The 25,185-nt window shown below is 66.0% G+C and carries 29 protein-coding genes; 10 read left to right on the forward strand and 19 right to left on the reverse strand.

Annotation, left to right across the window (positions count from 1 at the left end; all coding sequences use genetic code 11):
• The first annotated feature begins 5 nt into the window (after positions 1-5).
• From ASF43_RS17580 to ASF43_RS17595, 4 genes are all read left to right on the forward strand, one after another.
• Positions 6-572, forward strand: a complete 567-nt coding sequence (locus ASF43_RS17580) for a hypothetical protein (protein ID WP_156373380.1) — start codon at positions 6-8, stop codon at positions 570-572.
• A gap of 2 nt (positions 573-574) precedes the next feature.
• On the forward strand, positions 575-1,480 hold the full coding sequence (locus ASF43_RS17585) for a hypothetical protein (protein WP_056183785.1): 906 nt from the start codon (positions 575-577) through the stop codon (positions 1,478-1,480).
• On the forward strand, positions 1,480-1,707 hold the full coding sequence (locus tag ASF43_RS17590) for a hypothetical protein (RefSeq protein ID WP_056183786.1): 228 nt from the start codon (positions 1,480-1,482) through the stop codon (positions 1,705-1,707). Before ASF43_RS17585 ends, ASF43_RS17590 begins: the two co-directional genes overlap by 1 nt.
• Before the next feature lie 172 nt (positions 1,708-1,879).
• Entirely contained in the window at positions 1,880-3,082 is a 1,203-nt protein-coding gene (locus ASF43_RS17595) for a hypothetical protein (protein WP_056183789.1), read from the forward strand.
• Between the two features lie 81 nt (positions 3,083-3,163).
• Here ASF43_RS17595 and ASF43_RS17600 read toward each other — a convergent pair whose 3' ends face one another.
• The 16 genes from ASF43_RS17600 to ASF43_RS30800 form a co-directional block, all read right to left on the reverse strand.
• The gene (locus ASF43_RS17600) at positions 3,164-5,437 is read right to left on the reverse strand and encodes a DEAD/DEAH box helicase (protein ID WP_056184547.1); all 2,274 of its coding nucleotides are present in this window, start codon (positions 5,435-5,437) and stop codon (positions 3,164-3,166) included.
• 246 nt (positions 5,438-5,683) lie between these two features.
• Positions 5,684-6,307: a hypothetical protein gene (locus ASF43_RS17605; protein WP_056183791.1), complete on the reverse strand. Its 624-nt coding sequence runs from the start codon at positions 6,305-6,307 to the stop codon at positions 5,684-5,686.
• Positions 6,300-6,581, reverse strand: coding sequence for a hypothetical protein (locus ASF43_RS17610; RefSeq protein WP_056183793.1), 282 nt, complete (start codon positions 6,579-6,581; stop codon positions 6,300-6,302). Before ASF43_RS17610 ends, ASF43_RS17605 begins: the two co-directional genes overlap by 8 nt.
• A 307-nt stretch (positions 6,582-6,888) precedes the next feature.
• Positions 6,889-7,173: a hypothetical protein gene (locus tag ASF43_RS17615; RefSeq protein ID WP_156373382.1), complete on the reverse strand. Its 285-nt coding sequence runs from the start codon at positions 7,171-7,173 to the stop codon at positions 6,889-6,891.
• Between the two features lie 151 nt (positions 7,174-7,324).
• Positions 7,325-7,591, reverse strand: a complete 267-nt coding sequence (locus ASF43_RS17620) for a hypothetical protein (RefSeq protein WP_056183796.1) — start codon at positions 7,589-7,591, stop codon at positions 7,325-7,327.
• Positions 7,588-7,992: a hypothetical protein gene (locus ASF43_RS17625; RefSeq protein ID WP_056183798.1), complete on the reverse strand. Its 405-nt coding sequence runs from the start codon at positions 7,990-7,992 to the stop codon at positions 7,588-7,590. The genes ASF43_RS17620 and ASF43_RS17625 overlap by 4 nt, the downstream gene beginning before the upstream one ends.
• 213 nt (positions 7,993-8,205) lie before the next feature.
• Positions 8,206-8,535: a hypothetical protein gene (locus ASF43_RS17630; RefSeq protein WP_056184549.1), complete on the reverse strand. Its 330-nt coding sequence runs from the start codon at positions 8,533-8,535 to the stop codon at positions 8,206-8,208.
• 167 nt (positions 8,536-8,702) lie between these two features.
• On the reverse strand, positions 8,703-8,978 hold the full coding sequence (locus ASF43_RS17635) for a hypothetical protein (protein WP_156373383.1): 276 nt from the start codon (positions 8,976-8,978) through the stop codon (positions 8,703-8,705).
• A gap of 109 nt (positions 8,979-9,087) precedes the next feature.
• Positions 9,088-10,218 (reverse strand): DUF6094 domain-containing protein, encoded by a 1,131-nt coding sequence (locus ASF43_RS17640; protein ID WP_235578289.1) that lies wholly within the window; start codon positions 10,216-10,218, stop codon positions 9,088-9,090.
• A 10-nt stretch (positions 10,219-10,228) separates the two neighbouring features.
• Positions 10,229-10,528 (reverse strand): hypothetical protein, encoded by a 300-nt coding sequence (locus ASF43_RS17645; protein ID WP_056184551.1) that lies wholly within the window; start codon positions 10,526-10,528, stop codon positions 10,229-10,231.
• Positions 10,529-10,731: 203 nt separating this feature from the next.
• A complete protein-coding gene (locus tag ASF43_RS17650) occupies positions 10,732-11,067 on the reverse strand; it encodes a hypothetical protein (RefSeq protein ID WP_056183803.1) in 336 nt (111 codons plus the stop codon).
• Between the two features lie 25 nt (positions 11,068-11,092).
• A complete protein-coding gene (locus ASF43_RS17655) occupies positions 11,093-11,647 on the reverse strand; it encodes a JAB domain-containing protein (RefSeq protein WP_082497945.1) in 555 nt (184 codons plus the stop codon).
• 169 nt (positions 11,648-11,816) lie between these two features.
• Positions 11,817-12,185, reverse strand: a complete 369-nt coding sequence (locus tag ASF43_RS17660) for a hypothetical protein (RefSeq protein ID WP_056183805.1) — start codon at positions 12,183-12,185, stop codon at positions 11,817-11,819.
• A gap of 460 nt (positions 12,186-12,645) precedes the next feature.
• Positions 12,646-13,290: a DUF3275 family protein gene (locus ASF43_RS17665; protein ID WP_156373384.1), complete on the reverse strand. Its 645-nt coding sequence runs from the start codon at positions 13,288-13,290 to the stop codon at positions 12,646-12,648.
• A gap of 530 nt (positions 13,291-13,820) precedes the next feature.
• Positions 13,821-14,570: a DUF3577 domain-containing protein gene (locus ASF43_RS29935; protein WP_082498001.1), complete on the reverse strand. Its 750-nt coding sequence runs from the start codon at positions 14,568-14,570 to the stop codon at positions 13,821-13,823.
• Positions 14,571-14,865: 295 nt separating this feature from the next.
• The gene (locus ASF43_RS30800; protein ID WP_156373385.1) at positions 14,866-15,102 is read right to left on the reverse strand and encodes a hypothetical protein; all 237 of its coding nucleotides are present in this window, start codon (positions 15,100-15,102) and stop codon (positions 14,866-14,868) included.
• Positions 15,103-15,452: 350 nt separating this feature from the next.
• Here ASF43_RS30800 and ASF43_RS17675 point away from each other — a divergent pair, with 350 nt between their 5' ends.
• The 6 genes from ASF43_RS17675 to ASF43_RS17700 all read left to right on the forward strand — a co-directional run bounded on the left by ASF43_RS17675 (position 15,453) and on the right by ASF43_RS17700 (position 19,216).
• Positions 15,453-15,674, forward strand: a complete 222-nt coding sequence (locus ASF43_RS17675; RefSeq protein ID WP_156373386.1) for a hypothetical protein — start codon at positions 15,453-15,455, stop codon at positions 15,672-15,674.
• Between the two features lie 294 nt (positions 15,675-15,968).
• Positions 15,969-16,325, forward strand: coding sequence for a DUF4148 domain-containing protein (locus ASF43_RS17680; RefSeq protein WP_200932565.1), 357 nt, complete (start codon positions 15,969-15,971; stop codon positions 16,323-16,325).
• Positions 16,326-16,442: 117 nt separating this feature from the next.
• Complete coding sequence (locus ASF43_RS17685) at positions 16,443-17,495, forward strand: DMT family transporter (protein ID WP_056183812.1); 1,053 nt, start codon at positions 16,443-16,445, stop codon at positions 17,493-17,495.
• Between the two features lie 101 nt (positions 17,496-17,596).
• Positions 17,597-18,091 (forward strand): isoprenylcysteine carboxylmethyltransferase family protein, encoded by a 495-nt coding sequence (locus tag ASF43_RS17690; RefSeq protein ID WP_056183814.1) that lies wholly within the window; start codon positions 17,597-17,599, stop codon positions 18,089-18,091.
• A gap of 28 nt (positions 18,092-18,119) precedes the next feature.
• Positions 18,120-18,560, forward strand: a complete 441-nt coding sequence (locus tag ASF43_RS17695; RefSeq protein WP_056183816.1) for a disulfide bond formation protein B — start codon at positions 18,120-18,122, stop codon at positions 18,558-18,560.
• Positions 18,557-19,216 carry a thioredoxin domain-containing protein gene (locus ASF43_RS17700; RefSeq protein WP_056183819.1) on the forward strand — a complete coding sequence of 220 codons (660 nt, stop codon included), beginning with the start codon at positions 18,557-18,559 and terminating at the stop codon, positions 19,214-19,216. The genes ASF43_RS17695 and ASF43_RS17700 overlap by 4 nt, the downstream gene beginning before the upstream one ends.
• Before the next feature lie 87 nt (positions 19,217-19,303).
• On the opposite strand, the gene ASF43_RS17705 is transcribed toward ASF43_RS17700, so the two are convergent.
• Genes ASF43_RS17705 through ASF43_RS17715 form a run of 3 tightly spaced genes read right to left on the reverse strand, consistent with a single transcriptional unit; the run spans position 19,304 to position 25,157 of the window.
• Positions 19,304-22,435: an efflux RND transporter permease subunit gene (locus ASF43_RS17705; protein WP_056183820.1), complete on the reverse strand. Its 3,132-nt coding sequence runs from the start codon at positions 22,433-22,435 to the stop codon at positions 19,304-19,306.
• Positions 22,432-23,928: an efflux RND transporter periplasmic adaptor subunit gene (locus ASF43_RS17710; RefSeq protein WP_056183822.1), complete on the reverse strand. Its 1,497-nt coding sequence runs from the start codon at positions 23,926-23,928 to the stop codon at positions 22,432-22,434. Before ASF43_RS17710 ends, ASF43_RS17705 begins: the two co-directional genes overlap by 4 nt.
• The gene (locus ASF43_RS17715) at positions 23,925-25,157 is read right to left on the reverse strand and encodes a TolC family protein (protein ID WP_056183824.1); all 1,233 of its coding nucleotides are present in this window, start codon (positions 25,155-25,157) and stop codon (positions 23,925-23,927) included. The genes ASF43_RS17710 and ASF43_RS17715 overlap by 4 nt, the downstream gene beginning before the upstream one ends.
• Between the last annotated feature and the right edge of the window lie 28 nt (positions 25,158-25,185).

Below are 25,185 nucleotides of genomic sequence, written 5' to 3' on the forward strand. Positions count from 1 at the left end.
TCACCATGACGCGCACCCGTTTCTACCTGGCCCTGGCGGGCGTGCTGGCTGCTGCTGCGGCACAGGCCCAGCAGCCAGCGTTGCAGTGGCAGCCCATGCGCGAGGCCGCGTTCCACGCGCCGAGCGCGACGCCCACGGCTTCCGATGACGAACACAAGTTGTTGGCCCGCATCTGGTCGCGCGAACTGGCCGGCGCGGGCGAAATGAGCCCCGGCACGCAGTTCCCCAGTGCCGCGCTCATCGGCACCATCGACACGGGAGCCGCCCAGGTGGTGTTCAGCAGCTATGCCCGCGCCGGCTACGACAAATGCCAGCAGGCGGAGAACGGCGCCAAGGTGGAGTACAGCCACTGGGTGTGCCCGCTTCGCGTGGCGCGCACGGAGGCGGGCAAGGTCGTGGTCCAGGACTTCTCCGGCTACTGCATGCTCTGGGGCGACGACGAGGATGCTCCCCGGTCCAGGAACCGGGTCGAGTACGCCTACGACGTCAAGTCGGCGACCCTCAAGCTCCGGACCATCGAGCACGGCAAGGTTGTGCCCCAGTGCAACCGCAGCCTGCGCATGCAGGGATAGCCATGGCCTGGCCGCTGCACGCGATGCGTTCGCTGCGCGTGGTGCTCCTCGCGCTGCTGCTACCGGCTCTGGCATGGGCCGTGACGGTCAGTGCCGCCCAGATCATCGCTGCAGTGCAGGCTGCACCCGGCGCTACCCCGTGGCTACGGGCGAACGCCGAGGCCGTGGCGAACCTGGCGATCCGCGTCGAGAGCGGTGGGAACACCGAGGCCTACAACGGCACCTGTTGCTTCGGCGTGCTGCAGATGAACCGCACGAACATCCGCGCGTACACGAACCTGACGCCTGAGCAGTACCGCCAGGCCGACCTGCAGACTCAGATCAATGCGTGGGCCAGGCTGACTGCGGATGCGCTGCGGGCTCGCGCGCCCACCGCGCTGACCGGCATGGCCACCTTCGACGGGCGACCAGTGGATGGCAACCTGGTGCTGTCCTGTGTGCAACTGGGCATCGGGAACTGCCAGCGCATGATCAACAGTGGAACGTGTTCCGGGTTCGCCGACCGCAACGGCACGACCATCTGCTCCATGGCCAACCGGCTCGCCGGCGGCGCACCACCACCCACCGGCCCAGGGCCGGGCACCCCTCCTGCCACACCTACCCCTGCCCCGGTGGCCACCCCGGTTTTTTCGCCGGCATGTCTGCAGGACGGTGCGGGCGCCTGCCTGCCGATCACGCAGGCCGTCGAGCAAGGCTTCGCGCAGGGCTCTGGCGGCTCGATGACCGATTTGAAGCGCCTGATCTATGCCGTGGTGGCAGCCACCGTGACGCTGGTCCTGCTGTCGGCCAGCAGGGCGACCTGGAAGCACTACAGCAAGGGCCGACTGCCCACCGTCGGCCTGTTGGTCAGCATGAAAGGGGTGGCACTTGTGCTCACCATCGTGCTGACGACTTTGACGTTCTTGTGATGGCCACAACCACCACCTTGCCGGACGTGGTGACCCTGGTCCAAATCCAGGCTGCACTGGAGCGCTGCATGCAAGCCCATCCACCGACCGACGTGGCGCGCGTCCTGCACCCGAAGGCAGACCGCATTGCCACGCTCTGGGCGACGCTGCACCTGTCCCGGGTGACGCACATCGACACCGGACAGATCGACCAACGCCAGCTCGACGCGCTGCGAAGTTGGTTCTAGCCGCAGCGCGGCAACTCCACGCCCGGGGAACCGGGCATCCATGAACGCAGTTCCTTGTGCGCTGTGTCGGCGCACGCCTGTCTCACGCTGGATCGAGGAGGCCATCACCCATCACCCATCACCGATCGAACGCAGCTTCGCTTCCTCAACTTCAACAACCATGGAAGTTCCCATGAAAGCCTATCGCAATCTTCTTTCCATCGCCGCACTCGGCGTGTGTGGTGCGGCCTTTGCAGCCGTGCCCTTCGATCTCGACCGCGACGGCCTCGTCACGGCACGCGACATCAACCAAGCGGCCAGCATGCTGGCGATTCCCGTACAGCAAGGCGGGCTTCCATTGCCCGGCAGCACGGCCGTGGCGGTCGACTTCAATGGCGACCGCATCCTGAACCTTGCCGACTGGACGGCACTCACCGACTATGTCGCCGTGGTGAGAGGCCCGCGCATGCTGTTCGACACACGCGCCACCGGCACAGTGGATGCGCGTGCAAAACTGGAGATCGTGTCGGCCATCCGTACCGCCAGCACGAGTGGTTGCTGCTACCAGCTCCGCTACGATTTCAACGGGGACGGGGTCACGAACATCCATGACTGGAAAATCTTCGTGGACTACCTGCGCCTGAACCAGCGCAGTGTGCTGCTGGACTTCAATATCGACAATCAGGTGACCGGTGCCGACCTGGACATACTCGCCGGGTCGCTGGATCGACCCGGTTACGACCTGCAGTTCGACCTCAACGCCGACGGGCGCCTGGATGCGGCCGATTGGACCGTCGCTGTCGGGCTGCTTGGGCAGGACACGGCGATGGCCAAAGCGGTGTTCGATGTGGATGCGGCCATCCCTGCGCGGTTGAGCGTCGGCGACGGTCAGCGGATCAGCCAGGAATTGAGCGCGATGTTGACCGGGTGGAGGCCCTCCATTCGGTACGACCTCAACGGCGATGGCAAGGTCGACGCGAGCGATTGGTCCGCGTGGGTTCAGTTCGCGTTCTTCGGCCTGCGCACACCAGACCTGGTGCTCGACGTCGACGGCAGCGGCGCCGTGAACACTGTTGATCTGAGCCACCTGCAGGCTGGCCACCAAGCCCGGCCGACCGAGTTTCGATACGACCTCAACGGAGATCGCGTGACAGATGCGCGCGATGTGGCGTTGCTGCGCAGTCGCCTTGTCTACGGACCGCCCGTGTTCGCCGTGGGCGACGTCAATCGCGATGGGTGCGTCGACAGCTTCGACATCGCAATGATCCAGGCAGGTTCTGGCCGCGCGATGGGCATGCCTGGCTTCAACCCGGATCTCGATGTGGATCGGAACAACTACATCGATGTGAGCGACGTCTACCGGGCCCAAGGGCTGGGATATGGCGCTTGCCAATGACTGCGCGCGCGCCGTAGCCCGACCAAGCAAAAGCCCCTGCCCCGGCGAACCGGAACAGGGGCTTTCTCATTGCAACGCTGCTCAGGCCGCAGCCAACAGCTCCTTGGCCAGGGCCACTTCCAGGCTGTCACCCTGGGACTCGTTCAGAACGTCCAGACCGGATTCGGGCATATCGCCCGAGGTGGACTGCGACACTGCGATCTTCTTGCCCATGAGCCTCAGGCAGTCCATCTGCGTGGTGCCGTGGTAGCCGAGATAGACCACCCTGACCGGCTTGCGCTGCCCGATCCGCCAACTGCGCCTGGCGGCCTGCTGGACGGTGTAGACATTGAAGCCGGACTGCATGAACACGATGGTCGGAAACTCCAGCAGGTCCAACCCTGTCTTGACGAGTTCCGGGTTGCAGATCACGACGTCGACACCGCGCTCGACCTGGTCGGCCACCCAATCCTCGCGCTTGGACGCGTCCACGGTTGCCCGCAGCACGGCCACCTTGAAGCCTCGGACCTCCAGCAGGTACTTGAGCCTGGCTGTCGTGTCGCGCGTACCCGAATAGATCGTGTACGCCAACACGCGCCGGCCGGCCAGCTTCTCCTGTTGGCAGATCTCCACGAGTCGGGCCTCCTTGGGCATCATCGTGGTGTCATCGAACATGGCCGGCTGCAGGTGCAGCACGGACCGTGTGCGCGGATGCCTGACGGTCTCCGAGCGGAAGCAGCAGTCTGGCCAGGCCAGCAGCACGTTCATCACGACGCCCAGCAGCGCGCTGTCCTTCATGGCCAGCGCCTGCTTGAGGATGCTCACCAGCTTGCTTGCCATGACGGCGTAGGCCTGGCCCTGCTCCTCGGTCATCTGCACGGGCTCGAACGACTCATCGTAGGGAGGTAACGCCTTCGCGTCGATCTCCCGCAGCTTCAGGAAAACCGTCATCGGCAGTACGTATCGCAGGATGCCGACCGGTCCGAAGCCCGGCGCCTTGCTGGTCCGGACCGTCAGGCTCTTCGCGCGCGCCGTGCGGTGCGAGCTGGAGCCGGTCTCTTTGTACACGTCCTTGAGCACGCCATGCTCGCGCATGAAGGCCATGTTGGCACCGTGGAACGAGCCGCGTTCGGTGGGCTTGAAGCCATCGGCCACCATGACGGCGGGGTTGAGCCTCCACAGCAGATGGAACAGATCATCGGCATAGCCTCCCATCAGCGTGCCGGTCAGCAGCAGCGTCTTGCGACACTGGCTGGCCAGCACTCCCATCGCCTGGCCCTGCGCCGAACCCTCGTTCTTGTACTCATGGCCTTCGTCGACGACCAGCAGCCCGAAATAGTCCTTCGGCAGGTAGCGCTTGATGAACTCGGTGGCCTGGTAACCGCCCTGCCCGATCGAGAACTCGAATGTCGCCATCGACCGCTCCAGCCGCTTGGCCTGGCGGTCGCTGAACACCAGTTCGCCGTTCTCGTCCATCAAATTGATGAACTCGTAGACGTTGTCCTCCAGCATGGTGCCCAGCAGCGATTCGCCGAACATGTCCAGCAGCCGCTTGGCTGCCACCGGGCCGATCGTCGGAAGCTTCTGCATCGCCGCGCCGACAAGGTCACGCAGCGAGTGCTGCGCGGTGCCCGGCCGCATCAGTGTCCACAGGGGGCTGCGGCACGATTTGACCTCGCACGATAGGCGCTGATCGCTCAGTGCTGCCGCAGCGAATTCGGCAGAGATCCACGAACGGTGCCCCTCCGAATCCTTACGCTCCAGCGGTGTCATGCACTGCGGGCAGCAGGCGACGCGCAAGGTCTGGCCATCTTCTCGCAGACGACGGGTCAGGAATGCAGGCTTCCAGTGGAAGCCCAGGCGCATGCGCACACGGCCGAGTACAAAGAACTCCGGCTGACGCGTTTTCAGCCCGAGCGAGGTGCGCAACTGCAGCAGCTTGCGCAATGTGTCGGGGCCATTGAGGACCCAGACCTTGGCACTGGGCACCGTCTCCATGATCTCCCGCCGCCACTTGTAGACCAGGTGCGGCGGACTGACGATCAAGGTGCGCGGATGGTGCTGCTGCACGACCGCTGCGGCGCAGATGGCCATCATGGTCTTGCCCGAGCCCATCTCGGCGTTCAGGACCACGGCCGGTTCGTTTCGGTCCAGCAGCAGCTTGCTGATCGCCTGGACGGCTTCGGACTGTGCCGGAAATGGCTTGCGTTTGAGAGCGGCCATGATGGCCTGTCGCCGGTGCCAGATCTCCAGCTGCTGGTCCTGCACGGTCAGGTAGACCGGCGGGTTGCTCGCCTTGACTTGTTCCAGCATGCTGGCCCCGAAAGACCGCATGAAGTCGCCCAGTGCGATGGTCTCGCCGATGACCCCATCCATGATGTCGGGGCTTTCGCCCAGGTCGGGTGCGGCCTGCAGATCCTCGGCCGTCACAGTGGTTTCCTCGCCGGCCGGCGCAGGCGTTGCCAGCGTGCCGCTGGCGTCGTTGCTGATGACCACCATGTGGTCGTGCTCGTTTTCCATGGAAAGCTCCTAGGTTTGAAAAGTGGAAATGAGGCGGCCCCATGGCGTGCCCCGTGGAGGGAGATGTGCGGCGCCGGCGGGAGATGCCGGCGGCCGCGGGGGTCAGAGGACGAAGTTCTTCTGCTGGACCTGCGCACTCACGTAGCGCAGGAAGTGGTCTGAGATGCTCACGCGCATGGCTTCGACCTGGCCCAGCGGTGGGTAGATGCCATCGTCCAGCCGCTGGTAGGCGCGCTTTTCGAGGCACCATCCCTGCAGGTCGACGCGCCAGGCGTCTTGCAAGGCGATGGGCGACAGCTTGCGGGTGAGATCCCAGGCCTGGTCCAGCAGACCGCCCAGGCGTTCCACCGGTCCCTGGCCAGGACTGCCCCGATGCAATGCCCACCCGATGCGATTGGCCCGGTCAATGTCGGTCAAGGCCTTGTCGTACAGCCAGAGCTGCGACAGCGGCCCGAACACGTTCTGTCGTGGCAGGCGTCCGGAGTACTTGGTCAGGGCATCGACACTGCCAACTTCGACGGCATGCCGCGTGTTGTCGTCGCCGATGAGGTGAAAGCGCTTGACCCCGCCCTCCTTGTGCCCCAGTTGAAGCGCTGCCTCGAACTGCATCAGCGAGCCGTCGCGCCCATAGACCGAGAGGAACTTGAGCACACCGGCGCTGTCGCGCAGGCAGGCATCGGCAAAGACCTCCGGAAACTCTTGCACGCGATACAGGGGATTAGCCATGCTCGGCCTCCTGCACATCGTCGTGCCGAACCATGACCCAGGCCCCGATCCAGTAGCCATCCTCCGCTTTCGCGGTCAATGGGTGGTCGCCAATGTCGAGGTTGCTGTCCGGTGTAAGGGCATCGTTGCGTGCCTTGGCGATGTAGCGCTGGCATGCCCGGCGCTCTGTGCGTAGATCCGCCAGTTCGGCCGCGAGTGCGCGGACAGCATCGGCCAGATGGCCGGTTTCCCATTGGTCTACGACGTCTTGGGCGAGTCGTTCGAGTTCAAGCATTGGAAGCTCCTTGTGATGAAGCGGCCCTCCCCTTGCGGAGACGGACCACAAGGGTTGAAGTGATGTGCCCGGCCACGTGAGTGGCCTATGCGCTCGGAGGGCTGAGCGCACTGGAAACCGTTGGATGTCGGTTGACGGTTTCCCGCTGCGTCCGGACATGGGCGCAGTGGGAAGCCGTCGCCACGATGGGAGGCGTGGCCGAGGGGGTGCGACACTTAGCGCATGGACCGAATCCCTGCACTCAAGCTGATCCAGGGCACTGCCTCGCAGCAGCCGGCCTGGACCGAGCTGCTGGAGGAGTTGGACGTCAGCGACGCCCTGCCGCGTTTGAGAGCGTTGGTGCGACAGCGCAAGGCTGCAGCAAACTCCGCTCTCTCAGCAGTGCCACCAGCGGCGCCGGGAGGCGTGATTGCAGGTGCGGATGGGCAAAGCACGTCCGCACCAGTCTGAGCATCGAGCAGACCTCGCCTGGCGCGATCTCCGCGCGCAGGACCTCGACCTGATCGAACTCCACCTCATGCGCCGCCGATAGCCACTGCGCGATCGCGGCGTGGAACAGCCTGCGTTCCTCATCGCTCAAGTTATCCAACATGGTCGTCTCCGGGTTGCGGGGACGATCGGCCCCAAGTGGGACGATCGTCCCCTGGGGGTCAATGAACTGCGTGCCTCCGCAGAGGCATGAGTGGCTGACCACAAGCACTGGCGTCGCGCGGTTGCGCTATGCCAGGGCCCGTGATGCCCCGTTACGCGCCGTCCGCCTTCTGCACGACCATGTCGTCATCGACGTCGTACTGTTCGTACACCTTGGCCTTGATCTCCTGCGCCAAGCCGACCCACACAGCCCCGCTGAGGAACTCCGTGTCGACGTCCGCAGGAGCTGCGGCGGCAACTTGATCCGCGTAGCGACGGATCGCCTCGATGACGAACACTTGGCACAACCCGCCGAAGCTGCTGAAGTTCATCAGGTCCGAGACGAACTCCTCGTTGGTCAAACGTGTGGCAGTGCTCATGCAGCCACCTCGGCATTCGCCGGGATCGCTGCAGCAACGGCCTCGTGGCCGGCCTCGACCGCCGAATCGCGCGCCGCATAGTGCTGACGCACCAGATGCAGGATGCTCTCAGCCTGTGCCATGGCCGTCTCGTGTTGCAGTCGGATGGCTTTCTCCGTCGCACGTGGATGCCGCATCGACAGCACCGTCGCCGAAAAATCGCCACCAGACGAGCCGAAGCCCATGGCGTGCGACTTGAAGCCGCCCTCGACGCGACTGACGATGGCCGAGGTGCGGACCACGCCGTTGGCATTGCGCGCTGTGCGGGTCGTCAGCTCGCGGTTGCTGCCGTCGACCATCGTGCTGGAGGTGGCCTCCCAGCGACCATTGGATTGGCAGACAGTGGTGGTGAACTCGTTCATGGATCTACTCCTGAAATGCACGAGGTGCCCCCTACGGGGACATGCCCCGCGCGGGTGGTTAAAAGGCACCGAGGTGCCGACTTGCCCAGCCACGCTAGTGGCCGGCGCGCTCTAAGGGCTGAGCGCGCCCTGGAAACCGTTGGATTGGTTGACGGTTTCCCGCTACGTCCGATGACCAGGCGCAGCGGGAAGCCGTCGCTCCCCATGGTTCGTTCAGTACTCGGAAGGCAACAGCAACGTCGTCACGCTGCGGTCCCATTCGGTGATCACGTAGACCTTCAAGATCGGGCCGAGCTGGTACATCGAGAATATGCGCGAGCCGCCCCTCAGCGCGTGATCGTTGTTAGCCTTGTCGACGTCGGGGATGTCTCCCCAGTCGCCCGAGGCATGCCTGGTCAGGCACAACAACGGATCGACGTTGCCGGCCTGGACCAGCGCGTGCACGCCTTCGGTCACCACCACGTGACCCAGCTCGAACTTGAGGTCCGGCAGGAACGACACGGTGTCAATATGGCTTTCCAGCGGGTTGGCGAGTTCGCTCATGAACATCTCCGGTGTGGAGCGTCATCCCCCTCGGGATGAACATCCCCAAGGGTTGAAAGAATCGGCGGCGGGAGCTGCCGCCACACAGGCCTGGTCTTGCGATCAGGCGACCTTCACGATCTGGCCCAGCCGGTGGTCCGGCGTTAACTCAATCGCATTGATCCATGTCAGACGCGAACGCCGTCAATGGTGACCGTCACCACGCATCCGGCTACGCCGATGCGGCTCTTACCGACCATGCATTCCAGATCGGCGCGTGAATTGCATCGCACCCTCCACCAGTCATAGCCATTCGGGTAGCCCGAGTCGGTGGGGTCGTTCGTCTCCGTATAGCCCTCGAACGAGCCGTCCGGACGGGTGGTCAATGCATAGCGTTGATAGGTCGCCAAAGGGTCGGCATCGTCGTCATCAGGGGGTGGCGCGTCATGGGGATCGTCATGCATGAACATGCTCCTTCATTGAAGTCGGAACGCCACCCTGCGGGGATGGACATCCCCACGGGGTTGAAATTGCCGGCAGCGGTGGCCGCAAGCACTGCACCTGGTCTTGCGATCAGGCGATCTTCACGATCTGGCCGAGCCGGTGGTCCGGCGTGAACTCGATCGCATTGATGACGGGCACGAAGCGGTCCAGCATGGTGATGACCTCGCTCGCCTCGCCCTTCTCGTTCACGTCCATCGTCACCGTGCGCTGCTTCTGCTTGTAGGTGTCACCCTTGAGCAGGAACTCGCGTCCTTCGGCCGAGCGGAACCGTCCAGTGACCTGGCCAGCCGCAAGGGACAGCGCCAAGTGCCATGGGGTCAGCTCACGTAGCGGCGGCCTGCAGGCCGCCGTGGATCGACGAAAGTGCGTGCCGAAGTTCGACCACAGCAACTGCGCCCGATACCGCTCCAGCTCGTCGCCGAGTTGGGGGGCGTCGATGCGCACAGCGTGAAAGTTGAACTCCTGGTCCGTCGACGCCGGCACCACATAAGGGCTGGCCACCCACTCCTCCGGCAGCACCGGCACTGCGTCGTTGGCCTGGGCACGTGCGAGCACGTCCTGGACCTGTTTGCTGGCGTTGCCGGCCTTGCGGCGCCGCGCCACGACCACGCATTGCTTGAACTGCTGCTCGGGTGCCATGAACACCTGCAGGTCCTGGTAGTTGCGCGCCAGGTGGATCCTGATCTCGTCGTCCAGCGCGTAGTGCGGAACGATGAAGACCAGGACGCCGCCCTGCGCGATCAGCGGCGTGCACTTAAACAGGAAGGTGCGCTCCAGCCGCTCCGCTTTTCCCGCATCGACGCTGCCGGCGTTGCCGTTGGCGTGGTCAGAGACACCGTAGCCGTAGGGCGGGTTCAGGAACATCAGCCCGATGGAACGGGCTTTGACCACCACATCATGGAAGTCCGAGTGGATGACACGACTGAAATAGCGCTTGGCATGCCATGCGCGTTCCTGATCGAACTCGATGCCCAAGGCCTCGATGTCGGGCGCCCGGCCAGGCGGATCTTCTTCGGCCGCGGCATCGAGCAGTCCTTGGCGGAGGTCCGCCAGTGCCGTGCCCTCACCGCAGCATGGGTCGAGGAAGCGATGTGGACCAGGACCGCTACAGCGCACCATCTGGATGACGCGCCGCAGCGTTTCCTCGTCGGTCGGGAAGTACCCGTTCTTGATGAAGTTGCGCGCCAGGCGCGCGAACATGAGGGCCATGTCACACCTGCTTGGTCAAGGAGCGAATCTCTGCGCCGAAGGCCAGAGCGGGCTTCTCAGCGGACGGCTGGCCGTTCTGCTTGATCCACCAGTCTGGAGGATCCAGCGGGTACACCATGACGCCCAGATAACCGTCTTGGACGCCGTAGCCCATGACCTTGGAGCGACCGACCCGGTTGATCCGGACATGCACCTCGTCACCTACGGCTGGCACCGGGTCGAGGCCTGACCAGATCGGCACATCCTTGCGTGACCGGTCCGTTGAATAGGCAGGCAAAGCCTGCAAACGATAGAAAGACATGATGCTCTCCTGCATAGATGGACAGGAGGCCACCTGGACAGGCGACGACCTGTCCGGGTTGATGACGATGAATGCCTCGACGATGGGACCGTCGGGCGCGCTCTCAAGGCTGAACGCGCCTGAAACCATCTTGATTGGCTCAATGGTTTCCTGCAGCCCCCTGTGGCACTGGGGCTGGAGGAACCCATCGGGTTCCTGGGTGCTCAGCCTTGCGGCTGTTGCACCGGGTGCGCGAGCGCATCAGGGCTGTACTTGCGTTCGGCCTCTGACAGCTTCTGGCGCATGCGATCAGGGCCAACTTGCTTGGCGAGGTGCGCCAGGGCTTCCAGCGCGATCACCCGTTCGTCGCGGCGCGCGTGCATGGCGAAGGCGGCTTCGTAGGGAAGGTCGCAGACGCGGATGCCACTGGCGAAGTGCGAGATGGTCTTGGCCACCCTGCCCTGCACCTCGTGCACCGCGAACCAAAACGGCTGGCCATCGATCTCCGCGCGGATGCGCCTGCAGGTGGTCTCAACCGTCGATCCGTCGGCCATGCGCATGTGAAACAGTGCCATGTCCGCCTCCTCAGATCAGGCCACGCTCAGCAAAGCTCAGCGTTTCGAGGTGGGACACGATCACGTGATCTAGCACCCGGACGTCAACCAGGTTCAGCGCCGCGCGCAACGTGCTGGTGATCAGCTCGTCAGCCCTTGACGGCTCCACCAAGCCGCTCGGATGGTTGTGGTACAGGATCACTGAACTGCTGTTGCTGAGCAATGCCTCTTTCACGACCTCGCGTGGGTACACCGACGTCTGGGTTACCGTGCCCCGAAACAACTCTTCGACCTTGAGCACGCGGTGTTGGAAGTCGAGGTGGATCACGCCAAAGACTTCATGTTCCAGATGGCCGATCCTGACGCGGATGTAGTCCTTCACAAGTCGGATTTGATCCAGGGCATCGGTGCCGCGTACCTTGCTTTCAAGCACCGCTTGAGCAGCATGCAGGATCGCGTCGGGCCCGGCAGATTGGTAGCGGCCTTCGGTGTCCCGCACCACCAGTTGGTGGTCGCCGGGCAGCAGGCTGCTCAACAGTTGTGACGGCGTGGAACGCGCCTTGTGAGAGAAGATTGTGGCTTCCATGGTGTTCTCCTATGTGATGGACAGGAGACACCACGACGGGTGTGTTCCCGTCCGGGTGGATGACGCGCGCGTTGGCGCGATGTGATGACGTTGGGTGTCTGCGTGGTGCAGGAGCTGGCTGGCTCCCGCACCCTCAATCGCCGGGCCTGGCGCTACTGGGCTATTGCGATCAGAGCAGCTTCAGCGCTGCGATGGAGATGCCGGCGATCGCCACGAGCGAGCCCACAAACCAGCGCGTCTGGTCCGCCATGGCTTTGTGCATATCGGCCTTGAGCATCCCGATGTCTGCCTTGATGCGCAGTTCGACCTGCGCGATGTCAGACTTCAGGCGCTGCTCGACATGCACGATGGCTGTATCCAGCTTCGCACCGTCGGCCTTCGTCATCACCTTGTCGAGTACAGATGACTCGACATGGCTGTGCGAGTCGCGAAGCGCTGCTTCGAACTCGCGTTCCACGTTGCGCGCGGATTCGGGTTTGACGCCGATCTCGGTGAGCGCTTCGTAGATGTGGTGCACGGTGTACGCGGGCATGTTCATGAATCTACTCCATTTGATGCGCGGTCACCCAGGCCCTTGCGGGATCTGTGATCCCGCGCGGGTTGACGAAAAATGCCTCGACCGGAGGTCCGGTCGGGCGCGCTCTCAAGGCTGAACGCGCCTGAAACCATCGTGCATGGTGGATGATTTCCCACGCAGCCCTGCAGGCAAGGCCGCGTGGGAACCCATCGGGTTCCCGGTTTGGAAAGGCAATTTGACGCTACCCCTGGCTACAGGCCCGCGAGGGCTGCATGCCGGCCACCGGCGCGGGGTCTAGGTGGCCAAGGAAAGGCGCGGGAGGTGTGGTGGGGCTTGGCTTTCGCCCTGGCACCCTCGATCGCAACGGCCGCGGCACATCAGGTTGCCGCCACCCAGGCTGAGAGGTAGCCGCGCTGCGGGCTGTTCGATGCGGCCGGCCCGGCCGCATCGAACAACCCGCGCGCGGGTTGTGGATGCTCGTTCAAGAGACGAGGTCGACGGGCATGAAGGTCTGCTCCATCGGGTTGAACTGGTAGTCGAGCGTGCTGAGCGTTCTGATCTGCTCGCGGAACCGGGCACGATCAACGGTGGAATCCAGCTTCACGGGCTCACGACCCTGAATCCTGGACCACACTTCCTCGCCGAACAAGTCGACGAGTGCGTTCGCGGGCGCGGCCGATTCGACAGATGCAACGGCCTTCGATTTGCGACGGCCTACACCCTTCAGCTTGGCCTTGAGGGCCGAGATATCGACAGCTGCAGCGCTCTCCCGCTCCTCGGCCTGCGCCGTCTGGTTGTAGCCCACCCGCTCGGGGATGGTCTCGTCGATCGGGTCCGGCTCGATGGGCTCAGGTTCGCCCTCCAGTTCGGCCGCTGCCTCGATCTGAACTTCGTGCAGCTGCGCGCGCAGTTCTGTCACGCCGCGGCCGTAGGCCACGTACTGCTTCAGGTAAATCTCTGAAATCCAGACGGTGGCCTGGTACTCGCCTTCATCGAAAGCATCGAGCAGTTGGTCCTTCACCCGAAACTCGCCAATGTCGGTGCTCAGATCGGCGACCGTGAAAGGGCCGTTCCTGCTTTGGCGGATTTTGCGGACCCGCAACGTGGTGTTCTCGATTTTGATCATGTCGTGCTCCAAGTTGGTGGGAGCACGTTCCGCGACGGGATGCGTGATCCCGTGGGAAGAATGCGGCGCCGGCGTGACCGTCGCTGCGGAATAAGTTGCGCCAACCAGCCGGAGCTGGTCGGACGCAATCGGCTCTGATGGACTGACGAGTTTCCGACTCGTCAGAGCTAAGGCACCAAATCGAAGTGTGCATCAGCGGAGTGGTGCCCGCTACCTATGCCCCAACCTTGCGGCGTTCACGTTTCAAGGGCTGACGTGCTTGAACCGGCGAACCGGCTACTGGTTTGAAAGTGATACCAGCAAACACTCGGAGAACGTGCGAAGGATACCTGTTGAAAATGCCGGGTCGAGCCGGACAAACACGGATGAAGAATACCGGATTTCGCTCGATCTGTGTGGACAGTGCCGACCATCAATCGCTCAGTTTCAGACCGCATTGCATGAACTGAGCATGTCGCACCGTCGGAATGTGTGGGGATGAACAGCCCCCGAACTGCTGGTGCAGCCCGGGGGTGGTTCATGGCATGACGTCAGTTGCGCGCGTACCGGGAGGTTCGCGCATCAGCAGGAGCGTCATCGCGTTGCGGGCGGCCTTGCGGTCGCACTGCAGGTTGCTGCTGGGAGCGCTGCCGCTGCGCGACAAAGTTCCGGCGGTGCTCAGGCGCGTCAGCCTGCTCACCGTCCTGCTGCCGACCTTGCGGACGAACAGCAGCTGGCTGCTGGGGACCTGGCCGGTGCTCGGCATCGTCCTGACGGGATGCAGGCGCGGGAGCCTGATCATCTTGCGGCAGAGAGGCGGCTTGCGCGCCATCTTCACCAGCGTCAACGCTGTCCCCGCCTTCCGGCAGTTCCTCGCGCTGATACACCAGTTCGCCATTCACTTTCGCCATCGTGATCTGGATCAGTCGGCCCTTGATGAGGGTCGCCAATTCAGTCTGATCCGTCTGGCGTCCGCTCTGATCGCGCTTGCGGCGTTCGTACGAATGGACGTAGATGTCCGCCGCCTTGAAAGCGACCAGCACCTTGCTCTGGCTGTTCGCCGCAGCCTCCAGATCTGCGATGACCTGGATCGCTTCTTCGCCGACTACTTTCATGTCGAAGTAGGTGTACTGCACATCGTCGGAACTGCCCCGGAGCGCGTTGATGGCGCAGCTCAGGAACGGTTCGGCGCGTCGTCCACCATTTCTCCTGCTCGCGTCGACCCAACGGACGCGGCTGAGATAGCCGATACCGCTGGTATGGAGGTTGAAAAATTGCTGTTCTTGAGACTGGGTAGCCATGATGATCTCCAAAAAATGGACAGGAGATCGGCGCGCCCAAGCCAAGACCGCAAGGTCTGGACAGGGTGGCAAATCACCCCGTCCGGGTTGCAGTGGTAGAGGACTGTTCTAGGTCTGGCCTTGGGAGCCGGACCGTGCGCTTTTCAAGAACCGAAGCGCCTCTGTGTTGCCTTTCGGCTGTTCACGGGCCGCAATCTAGCGCCGTCGGCAACCCGGGTCAAATGGAGTTGACACGGGACGCACTGGTTGACCTGCGTGCCCTAGAAAAATGGCGCCCCGAAGGTCGCCGTAGTAGTCAATACCCCAGATGAACCTGCAGGTAGATCGTTGTCGATCTCCGCCCTTTCCTAGCCTCACACAGGTAGCCTTCATGGCGCAGGATCCGTCGGCACCATTCGGCGTCAACCGCGCTGTTCGAGCGCAGGATGATCCGCTTGTTGGTCTGCAGCACTGGTGTGGCGAGACCGTCTGCCAGCGCGCGCACGTCACGGTAACTGGAGGCTATCGACGGGTCATCGAAACTGAGGGACATCGCGTTCTCCAAAAGGACAGGAGATCGGCGCGCCCATTCAGGACCGCGAGGCCTGGACGGGGTAGCTGATCGCCCCGTCCGGGTTGCAGTGGTGGAAATGCTCTGGGTTCACCCTTGGGAGGGAACCGGGCGTCGTTCGAGAGCTGAGACGCTTCGTGTGCCTTGCGGCGGTCACGTGATAAAGCTACCGCAGCGCAGCGCTCTCGTCAAACTCAGTTGACATCCTGAAAGCCTCGACGTTCGCTGTCTTGGCGCTTGGCTGGCCATCGCTGTAGGAGAAGCAACGGCCCGAGGTTTTGCGTTCACGGCTGCTGGCGGCCTACGGGATGTGGCACCGCGAAGGCGACGTGATGAACCTCAACGAACACAAGCTGGCGGACCTCTGGCCACTGCTGGGGAACCTGGCCACGGCCAGCCGGGATTTCAGATCGGAGGCGACACATTGCGCCGGCGCTTCGCTGATGCAGGCAATGGCCGACCACGGTGTAAGCGCTGACGCGATGCGCGCGATGAGCGCGATGAGCGCGATGAGCGCGATGAGCGCGATGAGCGAAGCTTTGCATTGCAACTGAATGCTGCGGCACAAGCATTCGAATTTCCGGCCGTCACCACTCCGCAATTGGCCAAAGCGGGCCTGTGACGACAGCCGTCTTCGGCTCCCACCGTTGGATCACAACCAGACCCTGCAGTTGGCCCGTCCATCGCGGGTACAACACCGTGACCGCGCCGCACCTCAGATTCAGTGCATGACGAAGTTGTCATCCGACTGATCGCTTCTCGGCGTACCCGGTTCCTACAGTGGGCGCAGCCGAAAGGCTTGCCCTCGGCGCACCGCCGAGACATCCCCCATCCGACTGGAGACCCCCATGCGCAATTCCCGCTTCGTCCTCATCGCCACCGCCACGCTCGCCCTCGCCGCCCCGACGCTGTCGCAGGCGGGCTCTGAGTACCACGACATGGGGGGCGAGGTCGGCGCCGTGTACCACGCCGGTCATGTGCAGGCCACGCAGTCGCGTGCGACCGTCTTGGCAGAGCTCGACAGTGCGAGCAAAGACGGCTCGTTGGTCCTGCTGCAGCGCTCGCTGCCGATGGCCGGCAAGAACGCCGGCCCCGGCAAGACGCGGGCCGAGGTCGAGGCCGAAGTGCTGGCTGCGCGCCGCGATGGCACGCTCGAACTCATGCAGCGCAACCTGCCACTGCCCGCCAAGGCCATGGCGCGCTGACGCGCGCAAGCACCGCAGCGCCGCTCTGCCATTGCGCACTGCACATGGTCCGGGGCGGCGCCCTGGCCCGGCGGCCCCGCCAGCGTGGCGAGCCGAGGGCGCACGACAATTGCCGCCATGACCACCCACCCCGCCCTGCGCGGCGGCCTGCTGGCGTTGTTGGCCGCCGTGTTGTTTGGCTTGTCCACCCCGCTGCTGCAACGTCTGGGCGCCGGCCTGGGTCCGCTGACTGCCGCAGCATTGCTGTACGCCGGTGCCGCGCTGGTCGGCCTGTGGTCGCGCCAGCCGCACGGGCGCGAGGCACGGCTTGCCCGTGCCGACCTGCCCCGCCTGGCGGCCATGGCTGCGCTGGGCGCCGGCATCGGCCCGGTGGCGCTGGCCTGGGGCCTGCAGCACACCAGCGGCACCAGCGCCTCGCTGATGCTGACGCTGGAGGCCGTGTGCACCGCCCTGCTGGCACGTGCCCTGTATGGCGAAACCATGGACCGGCGTGTCTGGCTGGCGATGGCGCTGCTGCTGGCCGGTGGCGCGGCCGTCGTTCTCGACCAGAGCCGTGCCGGCGCGCCGCAGCTGTGGGGGCTGTTGGCGGTGCTGCTGGCCACGCTGGCCTGGGGCGCCGACAACACGCTCTCGCGCCCGCTGGCCGAGCGCGATCCGGGCCAGGTGGTGCTGGCCAAGGCCCTGCTCGGCAGCGCCGCCACCGGGGCGCTGGCCTGGACCTTCGGCGAACCCCAACCCGGCGCCACGGCCGCGCTGGCACTGCTGGCCCTTGGCGCCACCGGCTACGGCCTGAGCCTGCGGCTGTACCTGCTGGCGCAACGCGCCTTCGGTGCCGCGCGCACCGGCTCGGTGTTCGCGTTCGCGCCCTTTATCGGTGCCGTCGCCGCGTTCGCACTGGGCGAGCGCGATGCCTCATGGGTGCTGCTGCTGGGCGGTGGGCTGATGGTCGCCGGCGTGCTGCTGCACCTGGCAGAAACGCACGGCCACCCGCACACGCACGAGGCGCTGGACCACGAGCACGCCCACCGGCACGACGATGGTCACCACGACCACGACCACAACCACACGCCCATGCTCGCCGGCCCGCACAGCCACCCTCACGTCCACACGCCGCGCACCCACTCCCACCCGCATGTGCCGGATGCGCACCACCAGCATGGGCATGGCTGAGCGGCGCCGAACCGGTTTGACTCTGCAGCCACTTCAAGGTTTATCGTCGCGCTCCACGCATCCGGCGCACGCATGCGCCTCCACACAAGCACCGCGACACCATGGCCCATTCCGCCCCCCAGCCACCACCCCCCACCCAGCCCTGGCTGGCATTGAAGTTGCCCCCGGTCGCGCTCGTCGTGATCGCTTGCACGCTCATGTGGGTGCTGCCGGCCTTTGTGCAGCTGCCGCTGGCCGACCCTTGGCGCATCGCAATCGGCACTCTGCTGGCCCTGGCCGGCGCGCTGGTGTGCGTGGCCGGCGTGCTGGCCTTTCGCCGTGCCCGCACGACGGTGGACCCGATGCACCCGGCCACCGCCAGCAGCCTGGTGGTGCGCGGCGTCTACCACCGCACGCGCAACCCCATGTACCTGGGTTTCGCGCTCGCCCTGCTGGGCTGGGCCGTGGTGCTGGCCAAGCTGTCGGCGCTGCTGGTGCTGCCGCTATTCGTGCTGTACTTGAACCGCTACCAGATCAGGCCCGAGGAGGCCGCGCTGCGCGCGCGCTTCGGCGCCGAATTCGACGCCTATGCATCGCGCGTGCGCCGCTGGGGATAACGTTGCCGATCATCCCGCCAGACTGACCATGACCGCAGCACACCCCTCTGCCTCCCGCGCCCGCTGGGGGCCCCTGTTCGCCGCCTGGCTGCTGGCGCTCGTCGCCACGCTGGCCGTGCTGTTCGTCGGCGAGGTGATGGGGCAGGTGCCCTGCAACCTGTGCTGGTTCCAGCGCGCGTTCATGTTCCCGCTGGCCATCGTGCTGGGCGTGGCCTGCCTGCGCCAGGATGCGGCCGCCTGGGCCTACGCCCTGCCGCTGGCGCTGGGCGGCCTGGCGGTCGCGGGCTTTCACAGCCTGCTGGTCGCCGGGCTGATCCCCGAGCGCATCACGCCGTGCAGCCAGGGCGTGCCCTGCAGCGGCGCCGACATGACCATCCTGGGCGCCCTGCCGCTGCCCGTGCTGTCACTGGCCACCTTCGCCGCCATCGCCGTGCTGCTGTTCTTTTCACGCCCCAAGACCACCCCATGACCCGACGCACCACCACCGTCCTGATCACCGCGATCGTCGCGCTGATCGCCTTCGCCGCCGCCGTGCTGCTCTACCAACGCCACACGCGCCAGCAGGCGGCCGAGCAGGCCGGTGCTCAGCAGAGCGTTATGGTGCGCGCCCATTCGCCGGTGCTGGGGCCGGCCAACGCGCCGGTCACCATCGTGGAGTTTTTCGACCCCGCCTGCGAGGCCTGCCGCGCCTTCCACCCCTACGTCAAGCAGATCCTGGCCGCGCACCCGCGCGACGTGCGCCTGGTGGTGCGCTACACGCCGTTCCACCAGCAAGCCTCGGTCGTCGGCGTGCGCATCCTGGAGGCAGCGCGCGCGCAGGGCCGCTTCGAGCCGGTCCTGCAGGCGCTGATGGACGGCCAGCCCGTCTGGGCGAACCACGGCACCCCCGACCCCGACCGCGCCTGGGAGTTCGCGCGCGCAGCCGGGCTGGACCTCGAACGCGCGCGCGCCCATGTCGCCACGGGGGCGGCCGACGCGCTGCTGCAGAAGGACATGGCCGATGTGCAGGCGGTCGGCGTGCGCGCCACGCCGACCTTCTTCGTCAATGGCGCACCACTGCGCGAGGTCGATCCGCGCGTGCTGGCCGAACAGGTCAACGCGGCGGTGGCTGGCGTGCGCCGGTAGCACCCGCACAGGCAGCGCCACGCTGCGCTACACCGGTACGGCAGCTAGCCACAGCGCCCGATCCAGCCATGCAAGCTGTCACCCCTCTCACGCCATGGCCCGCACACGGCGCCGGTGTACCAGATACCACGCCGCCGGCACCACCAGCATGCTCAGCAAGGGGGCGCTCACCATGCCGCCTACCATCGGCGCGGCGATCCGCGTCATCACCTCCGACCCCGTGCCCTTCCCCAGCAGGATGGGCAGCAAGCCGGCCATGACCACGGCGACCGTCATGGCCTTGGGCCGCACACGCAGCACCGCACCTTCGCGAATGGCAGCCAGCAAGGTCTGCTCGTCGTCGCGCTCGCCGGCCGCCAACCGGTGCGCGTGGGCGTTCTTCAGATAAACCAGCATCACCACGCCGAACTCGGCCGCCAGACCCGCCAGCGCGATGAAGCCCACCGCCGTCGCGACGGAGACCGCATGGCCCAGCGCCCAGACCAGCCAGAAGCCGCCGACCAGCGAGAACGGTACGGCCGCCATTACCAGCAGCGCATCGCCGGCCGAGCGGAACAGTAAGTACAGCAGCGCGAAGATGAGCACCAGCGTGGCCGGCACGACGACGCGCATCCGCTCGGTGGCGCGCTCCAGATATTCGAACTGGCCGGACCACGACACCGCGTAGCCCGCCGGCATCGCCACCTCGCGGGCGACGACGGCCTGCATGCCGTGCACCACCGAGCGCAGGTCGCGCCCGCGCACATCGACATAGACCCAGCCCGACAGCCGGGCGTTCTCGCTGCGCAGCATCGGCGGCCCATCCTGGATGGAAATGCGCGCGACATCCTGCAACAGTACCGTGGCCCCCTTCTCGGTCACGAACGGCAGCTGGCGCAGACGTTCGAGCGAGTCGCGCACCTCCCTCGGGTAGCGCACGCTGATGGGGAAGCGCTCGCGGCCGGCCACGACTTCGCCGACGTTGTCTCCGCCGATGGCGGTCGACACCACGGCTTGCACGTCGGCCACCGACAGGCCCAAACGGGCCGCCGCGGCGCGGTCGACATCCACGTCGATGTAGCGCCCACCGGTGAGGCGCTCGGCCAGCGCGGACGAGACCCCGGGCACGCCCTTGACCGCTGATTCGATCTGCGCCGCGAGCCGGTCGATGGTGACCAGGTCCGCACCCGCCACCTTGATGCCGACAGGGCTCTTGATGCCGGTCGCCAGCATGTCGATGCGGTTGCGGATCGGCGGCACCCACACGTTGGACAGGCCTGGCACCTGGACAACACGGTCCAGCTCCTCGACCAGCCTGTCCGGCGTCATGCCCGGTCGCCATTGGTCGCGCGGCTTGAACTGCACAGTCGTCTCAAACATTTCTAGCGGTGCCGGGTCGGTCGCCGTGTCGGCGCGGCCGGCCTTGCCGAAGACGCGTGCCACCTCCGGCACGGTCTTGATCAACCGGTCGGTTTGTTGCAGCAATGCCGATGCCTTGGAGATCGAGAGGCCCGGCAGCGCCGACGGCATGTACAGCAGGTCGCCTTCGTCCAGCGGTGGCATGAACTCGCCGCCCAGGCGCGACAACGGAATAACCGTCACGGCCAGGACCAGCGTCGCTACCACCAGCGTCGCCTTGGGCCAGCGCAGCACCGCTTCGAGCGCCGGCCGGTACAGAGCCATGAGGCCCCGGTTCACCGGGTTGGCGCTCTCCTTCGGAATGTGCCCTCGGATGAGGTAGCCCATCAGCACTGGCACCAATGTGACCGACAAGCCGGCCGCTGCGGCCATGGCATAGGTCTTGGTGAACGCCAGGGGAGCGAACAGCCGGCCCTCCTGCGCCTCCAGCGTGAACACGGGAAGGAACGACAAGGTGATGACCAACAGCGAGAAGAACAGCGCCGGCCCCACTTCGACCGAGGCCTGCGTGATGAGCGTCCAGCGTTCGATCACGTTTGGCGGCCTGCCGTGCAGGGCCTCGAAATGCTCCAGGTGCTTGTGCGCCGCCTCGACCAGCACGACGCTGGCATCGACCATGGCGCCCAGGGCGATGGCGATGCCACCCAGGCTGAGGATGTTGGCGCTGATGCCCTGCCAGTGCATCACGGTGAAGGCGGTCAGCACCCCCACCGGCAGCGTCACCACCGCGACCAGCGCGGAGCGCAGGTGGAACAGGAACACTGCGCACACCAGCGCCACCACGACGAACTCTTCCACCAGCTTCTCGCGCAGCGTGGTCACGGCCCGGTCGATCAGCCTGGACCGGTCGTAGGTCTCCACCACCTCCACGCCGGGCGGCAGGCTGGCCTTCAACCCGGCCAGTTTGGCCTTGACGGCCTCGATGGTCGAGCGCGCGTTCTTGCCCGAGCGCATGACCACCACACCACCGGCAACCTCGCCCTCCCCGTCCAGCTCGGCAACGCCGCGCCGCATCTCCGGCCCCAGCTGCACGAAGGCCACATCACGCAGCAGCACGGGCGTGGCGCCGCTGGCAGACAGCGGGATGGAGCGGAAGTCGTCCAGCGACTTCAGAAAGCCCTGCGAGCGCACCATGTACTCGGTCTCGGCCATCTCGACGACGGAGCCGCCCGAGGCTTGATTCGCATTCTTCAGAGCCTCGACGACCATGCGCTGCGTCACCCCGAGCGCGCGCATCCTGTCCGCATCCAGCACCACCTGGTACTGGCGCACCATGCCGCCCACGCTGGCAACCTCGGCCACGTCCGGCACGGTCTTCAACTCGAACTTCAGGAACCAGTCGTTCAGCGCACGCAGCTGCCCCAGGTCGTTCTTGCCGGTGCGGTCGACCAGCGCGTACATGTAGACCCAGCCCACACCCGTCGCATCGGGCCCGAGCGCCGCCGTGGCCCCCGGCGGCAACCTGCCCTGCACCTGGTTCAGGTATTCGACAACGCGCGAGCGCGCCCAGTACGGATCGGTCTTGTCGTCGAACAGGATGTAGACGAACGAGTCGCCGAAGAAGCTGTAGCCGCGCACCGTCTTGGCCCCTGGCACGCTCAGCATCGTCGTGGTCAGCGGGTAGGTGACCAGGTCTTCCACCACCTGCGGCGGCTTGCCGGGGTAGGTGGTGCGCACGATGACCTGGGTGTCCGAGAGGTCGGGAAGTGCATCCACCGGGGTGCGCGCAACGGACCACAGGCCCGCAGCTACCAGCGCGACGGTCGCGAGCAGCACAAGAAAGCGGTTGCCGATGGACCATCGGATGAGTGCGGCAATCACTTCGCAGCTCCGGCTTTCTGCACGCTCACCAGCTCCCAATCCATGGGGCCACCCCCCTTGAATGTGAAGTCGACGGTGTCGCCTGGCTTGATGCCCGCGAAAGCACCCGCATCCGCCTTGCCGAACCCCATGGTCATCGCCGGCCATTGCAGCGCGGGCACCGGGCCATGCGAGATGGTGATGCCGCCGGCATCGGCACTCTCCACCTTGCCGCTGGCGCGGTAGACACCGACCGGCGCCGACGCAGCAGCCGCTGCGGGCATGGGCGACGCAGCACCCATGGCGCCCAGCACCGACTTGAGCCGCGCCTCGGAGTCGATGAGGAACTGGCCGCTGGTCACCACTTCGTCACCCTCGCGCAGGCCTTGCAGCACTTCGAGCTGCTCGCCCAGATCGGCGCCGAGCGTGACCTCACGCGGCGCGAAGGCGCCCCCCTCCTGCCGCACGATGACCACGGCGCGCATACCCGTGCGGATGACGGCTTCGGCCGGCACGACCAGGCGCGAGGCCGTGGCACCTGCCACCTGCAGTTTGAGCAGCATGCCCGGGACCAGCCTGCCCGCCGTGTTGTCTACCTCGAAGCGCGCCTGCAGCGTGCGGGTGCTCGCGCTGATCTGGGGCAGTATTTCCTTGAGCTGCCCCTCGAACGCCTGCGACGGGTCGGCTTGCAGCGCGGCCCGCACCTTCTGGCCGCGCACGAGCCGCACGGCCTGGGCCTCCGGCACTTCTGCCACCGCCCAGACCTTCGCCAGGCCCGCGATGCGAAACAGCGTCATACCGGGCGACACCGCCACACCCTCGCGCACGCCCAACTCTGCCACTACGCCGCTGCTGGGGGCGCTCAGGGTGAACCGTGCCTGGGCGGTGCCTGTCGCCTCGCTCTGCTGCACCAACGCGTCCGGAATCGACATGGCACGCATGCGGTCGCGGGCCGCGGCGACGAGATCCGGCGCGGCGCCCGCCCGCTGCAGCGCCAGCAGCTCGTTCTGCGGCGCCAACCACTCGGGCGCGAAGAGGGTGGCGAGCGCCTGGCCCTTGCGGACCTGCTCCATCGGGGCGCGCACGGCGAGCCGCTCCACGTAGCCCGACACGCGGCTCTGCACGGCGACGCTCAAGCGTTCATCGAACTGCACTGCACCGACCGCTTCGAAGGACGAGGTCACCTCGGTGCGTTTCACCATGGCGGTGCGCATTCCCAGGTTCTGCTGCACGCCAGGGCTGATCTTCACGCCGGCATCGCCCGCCGCGTCGGCGTAGACGGGCACCAGTTGCATGTCCATGAACGGGGACTTGCCCGGCTTGTCGAAGCGCGGCCCCGGCACCATGGGGTCATGCCAGTACAGTGGCGTGCGATCATCGGCCGACGCTGCGGCCGCCGGCCCCATGCCGGTGCTGGGCGCTGCAGGCTGGGTGGATCGACCGGCGAAGAAGCCACCGGCCGCCAGCAAGATGGCGGCTGCCGCCATGGCGGCGATACGTGCTGCGCGCTTCATGGTGCGACCCCGTCGACGATGGGCTTCAGGGCGAGTTGGGCCTGCGCCTTGGCCAGATCGCGCTGCAGCGTCAGTAGCTTGCGCTGTGCCTGCACCTCGGCATGCCGGGACTCGAACAGCGCCGTCAGCGCAGTCTGGTTGGAGCGGTACGCCGCCATCACCAGCTGCGTGCGCTGCTGGGCCGGGGCCAGCACCGCAGCGCGGTAACTGTCGACGCGGCCCGCCAGGCGCACGGCATCGCTGGCGAGCGCGCGGTACTCGCCACGGGCCATGCGTTCGGCCTCCGCCCTGCTGGCTTCGGCCTTGTCGGCCAGCGCGAGCTTCGATGCGACATCGCGGTCCTGCCGCTGGGCGGGGGCGATGGCGAGCGGGATGCTGACGCCGACCGACACCATGTCCGGGTAGCCGGCGCGCTGCCCGTAGCTCAGCTCCCAGGTCCAGTTCGGGCTGCGGTTCGCGCGGGCGAGACCCGCTTCATCGCTGGCCAGCACGACCCCGCGCTGCGCGGCTACTACGGCCGGATGGCGCTCGACATAGCGTGCCTCCGTCACGTCGTCGAAGGCCGCCGGCGCCGCCAGCACGTCCACGCGCGCGCCGACCCACCGTTCCAGCGCCGCGTGGGCAGCCGCCTGCTGTTGGCGCAACTCAGCTGATTCGTCCTCGACCATGCCCAAGGCCGCGGCCCATCCCAACGCCTCGTGGGCGCTGCCTGCTGCGGACGACTGGCGTGCGCGCGCCGCCGCCAGGTCCTCCCGGGCGTGGCGCTCGTTCAGCGCGGTCCACTGCATGGCCTGTCCGGCAAAGTAGGCATCCAGATAGGCCAGGCCGGTCTGCAGGCGGACCTCGGCTGCGGTGGTCCGCAGCGAGGCGGCCTCCAGGCCCACCATCGCATCGGCGGCCGCTTGCCGCGCCGCGCGCTTCTCGGCAGACAGCCATTCCTGGCCCACGCCGATGCGCTTCATCGTCATCACATCGCGCGTGCTGAACCGGTCGCCGCCGGAGACGGGCAGGTTGTCGATGCCGGCGCGCAGCACCGGGTCGGGCAGTTGGCCCGCGGCGCGTGCGGCCTCGGTGGCGCCGAGCACGCCGGCGCGCGCGGCCCTGGCGGCTTCAGACCGTTGAACGGCCTGGCGCAGGGCTTCGTCGAGCGTGAAAGATTCCGCCCCTGCAAAAGCGGGCAACAACGAGACAGCCATGGCGGCTGTGCGCATGAAAAAAAGTATGGGCATGAAAACTCCGTGAACGAATGGCAGCGAT

The sequence above is a fragment of the Pseudorhodoferax sp. Leaf267 genome (genome assembly GCF_001422405.1).
Lineage (GTDB): Bacteria > Pseudomonadota > Gammaproteobacteria > Burkholderiales > Burkholderiaceae_C > Pseudorhodoferax.

What these genes read in the sequence shown, in the direction of transcription:
- ASF43_RS17580 (WP_156373380.1), top strand. Translation starts at nt 6, where the DNA reads ATGACGCGCACCCGTTTCTACCTGGCCCTGGCGGGCGTGCTGGCTGCT.
- ASF43_RS17585 (WP_056183785.1), top strand. Translation starts at nt 575, where the DNA reads ATGGCCTGGCCGCTGCACGCGATGCGTTCGCTGCGCGTGGTGCTCCTC.
- ASF43_RS17590 (WP_056183786.1), top strand. Translation starts at nt 1,480, where the DNA reads ATGGCCACAACCACCACCTTGCCGGACGTGGTGACCCTGGTCCAAATC.
- ASF43_RS17595 (WP_056183789.1), top strand. Translation starts at nt 1,880, where the DNA reads ATGAAAGCCTATCGCAATCTTCTTTCCATCGCCGCACTCGGCGTGTGT.
- ASF43_RS17600 (WP_056184547.1), bottom strand. Translation starts at nt 5,437, where the DNA reads ATGGATGGGGTCATCGGCGAGACCATCGCACTGGGCGACTTCATGCGG.
- ASF43_RS17605 (WP_056183791.1), bottom strand. Translation starts at nt 6,307, where the DNA reads ATGGCTAATCCCCTGTATCGCGTGCAAGAGTTTCCGGAGGTCTTTGCC.
- ASF43_RS17610 (WP_056183793.1), bottom strand. Translation starts at nt 6,581, where the DNA reads ATGCTTGAACTCGAACGACTCGCCCAAGACGTCGTAGACCAATGGGAA.
- ASF43_RS17615 (WP_156373382.1), bottom strand. Translation starts at nt 7,173, where the DNA reads ATGTTGGATAACTTGAGCGATGAGGAACGCAGGCTGTTCCACGCCGCG.
- ASF43_RS17620 (WP_056183796.1), bottom strand. Translation starts at nt 7,591, where the DNA reads ATGAGCACTGCCACACGTTTGACCAACGAGGAGTTCGTCTCGGACCTG.
- ASF43_RS17625 (WP_056183798.1), bottom strand. Translation starts at nt 7,992, where the DNA reads ATGAACGAGTTCACCACCACTGTCTGCCAATCCAATGGTCGCTGGGAG.
- ASF43_RS17630 (WP_056184549.1), bottom strand. Translation starts at nt 8,535, where the DNA reads ATGAGCGAACTCGCCAACCCGCTGGAAAGCCATATTGACACCGTGTCG.
- ASF43_RS17635 (WP_156373383.1), bottom strand. Translation starts at nt 8,978, where the DNA reads ATGCATGACGATCCCCATGACGCGCCACCCCCTGATGACGACGATGCC.
- ASF43_RS17640 (WP_235578289.1), bottom strand. Translation starts at nt 10,218, where the DNA reads ATGTTCGCGCGCCTGGCGCGCAACTTCATCAAGAACGGGTACTTCCCG.
- ASF43_RS17645 (WP_056184551.1), bottom strand. Translation starts at nt 10,528, where the DNA reads ATGTCTTTCTATCGTTTGCAGGCTTTGCCTGCCTATTCAACGGACCGG.
- ASF43_RS17650 (WP_056183803.1), bottom strand. Translation starts at nt 11,067, where the DNA reads ATGCGCATGGCCGACGGATCGACGGTTGAGACCACCTGCAGGCGCATC.
- ASF43_RS17655 (WP_082497945.1), bottom strand. Translation starts at nt 11,647, where the DNA reads ATGGAAGCCACAATCTTCTCTCACAAGGCGCGTTCCACGCCGTCACAA.
- ASF43_RS17660 (WP_056183805.1), bottom strand. Translation starts at nt 12,185, where the DNA reads ATGAACATGCCCGCGTACACCGTGCACCACATCTACGAAGCGCTCACC.
- ASF43_RS17665 (WP_156373384.1), bottom strand. Translation starts at nt 13,290, where the DNA reads ATGATCAAAATCGAGAACACCACGTTGCGGGTCCGCAAAATCCGCCAA.
- ASF43_RS29935 (WP_082498001.1), bottom strand. Translation starts at nt 14,570, where the DNA reads ATGGCTACCCAGTCTCAAGAACAGCAATTTTTCAACCTCCATACCAGC.
- ASF43_RS30800 (WP_156373385.1), bottom strand. Translation starts at nt 15,102, where the DNA reads ATGTCCCTCAGTTTCGATGACCCGTCGATAGCCTCCAGTTACCGTGAC.
- ASF43_RS17675 (WP_156373386.1), top strand. Translation starts at nt 15,453, where the DNA reads ATGAACCTCAACGAACACAAGCTGGCGGACCTCTGGCCACTGCTGGGG.
- ASF43_RS17680 (WP_200932565.1), top strand. Translation starts at nt 15,969, where the DNA reads ATGCGCAATTCCCGCTTCGTCCTCATCGCCACCGCCACGCTCGCCCTC.
- ASF43_RS17685 (WP_056183812.1), top strand. Translation starts at nt 16,443, where the DNA reads ATGACCACCCACCCCGCCCTGCGCGGCGGCCTGCTGGCGTTGTTGGCC.
- ASF43_RS17690 (WP_056183814.1), top strand. Translation starts at nt 17,597, where the DNA reads ATGGCCCATTCCGCCCCCCAGCCACCACCCCCCACCCAGCCCTGGCTG.
- ASF43_RS17695 (WP_056183816.1), top strand. Translation starts at nt 18,120, where the DNA reads ATGACCGCAGCACACCCCTCTGCCTCCCGCGCCCGCTGGGGGCCCCTG.
- ASF43_RS17700 (WP_056183819.1), top strand. Translation starts at nt 18,557, where the DNA reads ATGACCCGACGCACCACCACCGTCCTGATCACCGCGATCGTCGCGCTG.
- ASF43_RS17710 (WP_056183822.1), bottom strand. Translation starts at nt 23,928, where the DNA reads ATGAAGCGCGCAGCACGTATCGCCGCCATGGCGGCAGCCGCCATCTTG.
- ASF43_RS17715 (WP_056183824.1), bottom strand. Translation starts at nt 25,157, where the DNA reads ATGCCCATACTTTTTTTCATGCGCACAGCCGCCATGGCTGTCTCGTTG.